Origin of the sequence: Thioalkalivibrio sp. (assembly GCF_007692535.1) — a bacterium.
Classification (GTDB): domain Bacteria; phylum Pseudomonadota; class Gammaproteobacteria; order Ectothiorhodospirales; family Ectothiorhodospiraceae; genus Thioalkalivibrio.
Genome location: NZ_REBW01000141.1, coordinates 1 through 6,113, shown reverse-complemented (window position 1 = coordinate 6,113; position 6,113 = coordinate 1). Strand labels below are relative to the sequence as shown.

Here is a 6,113-nt window from a genome sequence, read left to right as displayed (position 1 = left end):
CAGGCCGCTTTGATCTGATCATCTCTACCGTGAATGTCAGCCTGGACTGGAACCTGTATTTATCGACATTGAAGGCCAAAGGCCGGCTGCACTTTGTTGGCGCAACGCTGGAGCCGCTGGATATTGGCGTGTTTGGCCTGATCTTGGCTCAGCGCAGCGTGTCGGGCTCACCGGTGGGCAGTCCGGCCACGATCGCGAAAATGCTGGAGTTTGCCGTGCAGCATGGCATCAAGCCGGTCGTGGAGACCTTCAAGTTTGGCCAGATCAACGAGGCCTTGGCGCATCTGAAAAGCGGCAGGGCTCGTTATCGCATTGTGCTGGAGCGCTGAGGAGCCTCTGAATCACTCTTCGCGGAGCGCCTGGTGAATCGGATGTCGCCCGGCAGTGCCCGGTCATTCGGAGAGGTGGCAGGTCCCGGCAGATCTCGCGGTCTGTGATTGGAAGAAGTCCGGAGGGCGAGGGTTTGCGAGAGCCTTCGAACCCTGCGTGTCCTGGGTTCAATGGCTTCTCACGGATTCTCAGTGTCTCAATCAAGGGGCCATTGACATGGTGCGTATGAAGGCATATGCTTAGGCCTATACTGGCTTCGGAGGATGCGTCAATGTCTACATCAGAGCGGCATGTTCGCCTGTTTCGCAACGGGCGCAACCAGGCGTTGCGCATCCCTCGCGAGTATGAACTTGAGGGGGAGGAGGCCATCATCCGCAAGGAGGGTGACCGGCTAATCGTGGAGCCTGTGCGCAAGGGTCGGCTGCTGGCTCTGCTTTCGACCATGAAGCCGCTGGAGGAGCAATTTCCAAATGTCGATGAAGACCTGCCCGCGCAGGATGATGTGACGCTGTGAGTGGCAGGCCGACCTATCTGTTGGATACCAACATCATTTCCGATTTGATCCGCAATCCGCAGGGCGCAGTAGCAAACCGTATTGCTGCCGTCGGCGAGGACAGCATCGCCACCAGTATCGTGGTTGCTGCAGAACTTCGCTATGGCGCCGCCAAATCGGGGGGCAGCAAGCTTGCCGACCGGGTCGAGCTTTTGCTCTCTGCCATAGAGGTGCTGCCTTTTGATTCACCGGCCGACCGCCGGTACGCGCAGCTACGCGACGACCTGACACGCGAGGGCATGCTCATCGGACCCAACGACCTGCTGATCGCCGCCCATGCTCTGGCTGAAGAATTGACGCTGGTTACTGACAATGTGCGTGAGTTTTCACGAGTCTCTACGCTGGCGGTCGAAAACTGGCTGCGTCAATAGTGACGAGTTAGGGGACAGGCATTGAATGAGGCGGTAGCGCTGAGCGGGAAGAGAAGATGGAGGCGGCCGCGTAGCTTGAGTTTGCCTCGCTTGTCGGATCGGGCACGTTCGCCTGTCCACCGCGGCAGCCGGCCACGACCGTTCTATCGGAAATCAGCTCCAGGGACAGTAAGAGATTTCCCTGTTCAATGCTTGCCCCGGAATCTCTTGGCCTCGATGTCGAAGCGGGACAAACGCGAGCCCCGGAAGATGGGTGAAAGTCCGGGGCTCGCGCTTGGGTGAAGAGCTAACGTTTGATTATGACGTCAGAACTGATATCTCCACCCGGCCATGATTGAGTGGTAGCCACCTTTGAGATCGCCAAAGGTATCATCGTCAAAATATTCCAGTCTGTACATTCCCGTCAGGCTGGTTCGATCGGACAAGCCGTACACTCCCAGCAACTGAAAGCTGTGTAGCGTTGTATCAAGGTCTCTATCAACCAAGGGCAGTACGTCATAGATCTCGCCAGATGCGGTAGTCCCGTCGGTGCGCGTAAAGGTGTAAGCAGCTTGAGTGCTCAAGCGTTCGTTAACCTGCCAGTCCAGCGATGCGTTTAGGACATAGGTATCGACATCATGCTGGGAGTTGTCGCGCCGGACAAAAACGACTGGGTTGCCCGGTGCCTCGTAACGCCGACGATTCGATGCGAACCAGATCGCGTCAGTGAAGTCCTGCAGCCAAGCAATGCCGGCGTTGGCGCGTAGCGCCGGCGAAATCGCAAAAGCAAGATTCAATCCGGCAGATTGATTCTGACGTTCATAGTCTTGGAAAACCTCGATACCGTCAGTGCCGAGCCAGGATAGCGTGTCGTTGGTGCGATTGGAATAGTTGTAGTAGGCATTGATCAAGGTGCCATTCTCAGTAACGTGGCTCAGGATCGATCGCAGTCTGATCTCATCATCAGGATCCGTGATGTTGCCCGACGATTTTCCGGATACGATCGACGGCGACAGTCTCAGCGTAGTCCGCTTTCCGATACGGCTGACGAGGCGCAACGAGAACTCGTCGTACTTGGTCTGATCATCGTACAAGGATCTCTCCGGCGCAATACGGTTGACACTGGGGTCGCGATAGGTGAGATCGCGCTGCGTATCTACGCGTTCCCAGCCCAGGTCAACTGTAGTTCGCATCTGGCGCAGACGGTAGTTGAAGTTAAGACCATACCGAGTGGTTTCGAGGCTATTGATACGCACCGTGACGGCAGTGGTAGTGATCAGGCCAGGTGCCGGGAACGTAGAGTCATTGTCACGATCGTTGTAGCGAACGAAGCCACTGAGGCGCATGCCGGGACGCAAATTTGCTGCTGCGTTGACATACCAGTTGCTGGTGCTGATTTCACCATCAAACCCCGAAACGAACTGTGGGTTCGTGAATGATTCTTGCTTGAGTATGGACTGCCCATAACCCGCGGCGACTGCCACCCTGGAGCCGAAGTTGCGAGTGCCGCGTAGCGAATGTCGGATCAGATTACTGTCCGGCACAAAGCCCAGAGGGCGGAGGGGATTTCCGTCTGCATTGAACTGCCATTCAGGCGGCAGAATCTGATTGACATCGCCTTGGATCCGCTGCTGCTCACTCACTGAGTAGCGTTCAAATACGAATTCATAGTCGAGCACGCCGAGATCACGCGGTGTCAGGGTTGTATACATTGTGATGCGGCGATTGCTTTCATCAACATCCTGGTCAAAGCCACGCCAGCGCTGCAGCGCCCGCTGCGGAGTTGGCGCGTTGGTCACTGCTTCGCGCACATCGCCGCCCCCGAATACATAGGTATTGAACTGATGGCCGGTGCGGTTATAGCCATCTATGGCGGCACCAGCCGCGAGTAGGCCACCGGTGATTGAGGAGTCGAGGTTCAGATCCATCCCGTACCGCAGACGCGTTACATCGAAGCGACGGCGCTGGGAATCATCGTTGAACTGGGCCAAATACCCCGAGTTTGTGTTCGTCTCTGCCGGGAAGAAGGCTGCGGGCGTGAGCGCCCCTTCGACATTGTTGGCGTTATACAAGTAGCCTACGCTGCCGCTGGCGGTGCGGAAATTGGAGTAATAGGCACCAGCGTTGCCGTACTGATTGTTTAGTTGCAGAAATCCACGCTGATTGTAGCGGCCATGCGCCACCCGCTCTAGCACCAGCAGCTCGCGATCTTCATCCGCGATTCTCAACCCAAAGTCAACATCGGCATACAATCCAGATCGACGCGAGCCGGACAGCATGCTGCGCTGAAAGTCATAGATTTCCAGAAACTGGCCGAAGGCACTGCCGGCGCCGCGAAAGTAATCGAACGCATAGATCTTGGGTGTCAGGTAGCCCGAAGTGCCCGGCTGGAATGGGACATTCTCCGTTGCCAGTGTGGCGATGGGCGCCAAGGCAAGTGCACCAACGCCAAGTGCCAGCCGGATGCTGCGAGTTAAACCGCCGGTCGTCGCATGTTCTGCTGAGTTCATATTCATTCTCCCTTCCCTCGAAATCAATAGCGCAAGAACTGGTCTTGTGCACTGCCATGGACCTGGGCGTGGCAACTGGTGCATTGCCTGAATGCGGAGCCCGGTACAGGCTGAAACAGCGCCGCCTCTGTCAGGGCATTAGAGCCAGTTAATCCGTGTCGGTTATTCGCAAAAGAATGGCAGGTCAGGCACAGCATGGGCTCGTCCATGACCAGCAGGCTGCGATTCGGCGAGCCGTGAGGGTTGTGACAGGTGGAGCAGTCCTCAACCACAGCCGGATGCTCGTGTACATAAGGCCCGCGAACGCGTTGATGGCAATCCGTACACTGCTCGGTGCGGGATTGGAGGGAAAGGCTGGCGCTGGAGTGTGGGTTGTGGCAACCGACACAGGTCGCGCCGCCTTCGATCACCGGATGGTGAGAGGTCATGTGAAATTGGGCACGGACGTCCTGATGACAGGACACGCACTGAGCCGAGCTCGGATCGGTTCGGAACAGCCCCACGTCGCGGTTTTCGAACGCCGGCTCGTGAATACCGTGGCATGCGGTGCATTCGAGTCCTGCCTGCGCGTGGTCGGAAAAGGCGAACTGGGCAAAATGACGGTCAGACCCATGGCAGTCCATGCACTGCTGGGTGCCCACTTCTGTTGGCTTGACCCGGGTCGGGGCGCGGGCATGTTCTTCGCTACCGACATGACAGGAGAGACAGTCCCGATGAGCTGCTTTCAGCTGGCTCTGGTCCTGGTGGCACGCCATGCAATTATCGTTTCCAACTTCGGCGAAAACGTGTCCGTCCAAGATCAGGCCGAACGCCAATAAAAACACGAAAACTATTGAAGCTGTTGTGATTTCCCTGCTGCTCTTAAAGGCGCTCATTCTGGTTTCCCTCCGTCAGTTTCGCACATTAAAATTTCGCTAGATGGATGCTACCCCCCCCCTTAACAAAAGTCAAGAAAGCGTGATGGTTAGGTCGCAATCTTCGTATGCCAGGCAATTCATTAATCTTCAGTAATCTTCGAGTTTCGGGACAGGCATTGAATGAGGCGGGAGCGCTGAGCGGGAAGAAGAGAGGGAGGCGGCCGCGTGGCCCGAAACCGGGGGCCGGACAGCCCGGCGTCCGCTAATCCTCCTTCATCTCTGCGTCAACTGAAGGGTCGGGATCTGTCCGGCTTGCCGGGTTCCCGGGAGTCCGGCATAATCGAGCCATGGAAACCGTAAAGATCGGAAAGAAAGGACAGCTCACGATTCCGCGTCGAATCCTGGAGGAATCAGGTCTGCCAACCGAGTCGCAGGTCATCGTGGAGTCGGAAGCCGACGGCAGCATTCGCCTGCGCCCGGCTGCGATCTACCCCATCGAGCTCTACAGCGACGAACGAATCTCCGAATTCGAGCGCGAGAATCAGCTCCCGGATACGCTCAAGAATCGAGCCAGGAAAAGACTCGTCAAGTAGGAATCCAGCGTGCGGTTGTTTCTGGATGCGAACATCCTCTTTTCGGCCGCTTGGAAAGAGGGCTCCGATGCGCTTTTGTTATTCGAATTGGCACAAGCCGGTCACTGCAAACTGACCACATCCGGTCTTGCTCTGGAGGAAGCACGCCGGAACATTGCTCGCAAGCGCCCTGAACGGCAATTTGCGCTGGAGCGCCTGGTGAAGCTGATGTCACTCGGCAGGGAACCTGCCCAGGAGCACCTGGCGATTGCGCGAACCCATGGCCTGCCTGACAAGGACATCCCGGTTCTCGCCGCAGCGATCGCGCAGCGAGCGGATTTGCTGGTCACAGGCGACCGGCGCGATTTCGGTCACTTGTACGGGTCAAACCCCGGTGAAGTAGAAGTCATAGGTCTTGCTGGCGCAATCGAGCGCGTGCTAGACACGCCGGAATAGTCCGGGCGCACGGCTTGCTGATACGGCGATCTCGGGCTTTCCGGGCACTTATTGTTATCTGTCAGCAGCGCGGCGTTCGCGAAGTAGCAGGTGCGCTGGAGTTGTGCCAACTAGCGAGCGCCACCGACCAGATCCCAGAACTCCTCATGCTTGTTGGTATGCGGAAACGCCCCATCCGGCGGCGAGACTTGCAGGAAATCGCACAGCGGCCCCCAGCCTTCCTTGACCTGGTAGACCAGCAGTTGAGCGGCCGGAACGGCCTGTTTGACGGATTCCACGTGCGCCACGAAAGCGTCGATCAGGCCGGCTTGATCAAGAGTGTCCGGAAAACCGGTCCTGGTGACCACTCGGTGCGCCATCTCCAGCCATTCCTGCATTTCCGGCGGAGCCTGGTCCCTTCCGGCGATGAGCTTCTGGATGGTTGATGAGTAGCTGTTGGCCCAGCGCTCGGGGCTGCGATGCGTCAGGATGAATTTGGCCGATGG

8 protein-coding genes are annotated in these 6,113 nt (G+C 57.5%); 5 read left to right on the top strand and 3 right to left on the bottom strand.

Annotation, left to right across the window (positions count from 1 at the left end; translation table 11 throughout):
* The 3 genes from EA346_RS07670 to EA346_RS07660 form a co-directional block, all read left to right on the top strand.
* Window positions 1-329: zinc-binding dehydrogenase (locus EA346_RS07670; RefSeq protein WP_296757236.1), on the top strand; the 329-nt coding region annotated here is incomplete at its 5' end.
* Window positions 330-601: 272 nt separating this feature from the next.
* On the top strand, window positions 602-844 hold the full coding sequence (locus tag EA346_RS07665) for an AbrB/MazE/SpoVT family DNA-binding domain-containing protein (protein WP_296757234.1): 243 nt from the start codon (window positions 602-604) through the stop codon (window positions 842-844).
* A 20-nt stretch (window positions 845-864) separates the two neighbouring features.
* Complete coding sequence (locus EA346_RS07660) at window positions 865-1,254, top strand: type II toxin-antitoxin system VapC family toxin (RefSeq protein ID WP_296757232.1); 390 nt, start codon at window positions 865-867, stop codon at window positions 1,252-1,254.
* A 305-nt stretch (window positions 1,255-1,559) separates the two neighbouring features.
* Here EA346_RS07660 and EA346_RS07655 read toward each other — a convergent pair whose 3' ends face one another.
* Window positions 1,560-3,749, bottom strand: coding sequence for an MtrB/PioB family outer membrane beta-barrel protein (locus EA346_RS07655; protein WP_296757231.1), 2,190 nt, complete (start codon window positions 3,747-3,749; stop codon window positions 1,560-1,562).
* Between the two features lie 17 nt (window positions 3,750-3,766).
* Window positions 3,767-4,618 carry a cytochrome c3 family protein gene (locus EA346_RS07650; RefSeq protein WP_296757229.1) on the bottom strand — a complete coding sequence of 284 codons (852 nt, stop codon included), beginning with the start codon at window positions 4,616-4,618 and terminating at the stop codon, window positions 3,767-3,769.
* 329 nt (window positions 4,619-4,947) lie between these two features.
* Between EA346_RS07650 and EA346_RS07645 the strand changes: the two genes are divergently transcribed.
* Both EA346_RS07645 and EA346_RS07640 read left to right on the top strand, forming a co-directional pair.
* Window positions 4,948-5,193, top strand: coding sequence for an AbrB/MazE/SpoVT family DNA-binding domain-containing protein (locus EA346_RS07645; RefSeq protein WP_296757228.1), 246 nt, complete (start codon window positions 4,948-4,950; stop codon window positions 5,191-5,193).
* 9 nt (window positions 5,194-5,202) lie between these two features.
* Complete coding sequence (locus EA346_RS07640) at window positions 5,203-5,628, top strand: putative toxin-antitoxin system toxin component, PIN family (RefSeq protein ID WP_296757226.1); 426 nt, start codon at window positions 5,203-5,205, stop codon at window positions 5,626-5,628.
* A 110-nt stretch (window positions 5,629-5,738) separates the two neighbouring features.
* On the opposite strand, the gene EA346_RS07635 is transcribed toward EA346_RS07640, so the two are convergent.
* On the bottom strand, window positions 5,739-6,113 hold a 375-nt coding region (locus EA346_RS07635), incomplete at its 5' end, for a sulfotransferase family protein (RefSeq protein WP_296757224.1).

Coding starts and splice junctions, on each gene's coding strand:
- EA346_RS07665 (WP_296757234.1), top strand. CDS start 602: ATGTCTACATCAGAGCGGCATGTTCGCCTGTTTCGCAACGGGCGCAAC.
- EA346_RS07650 (WP_296757229.1), bottom strand. CDS start 4,618: ATGAGCGCCTTTAAGAGCAGCAGGGAAATCACAACAGCTTCAATAGTT.
- EA346_RS07645 (WP_296757228.1), top strand. CDS start 4,948: ATGGAAACCGTAAAGATCGGAAAGAAAGGACAGCTCACGATTCCGCGT.
- EA346_RS07655 (WP_296757231.1), bottom strand. CDS start 3,749: ATGAATATGAACTCAGCAGAACATGCGACGACCGGCGGTTTAACTCGC.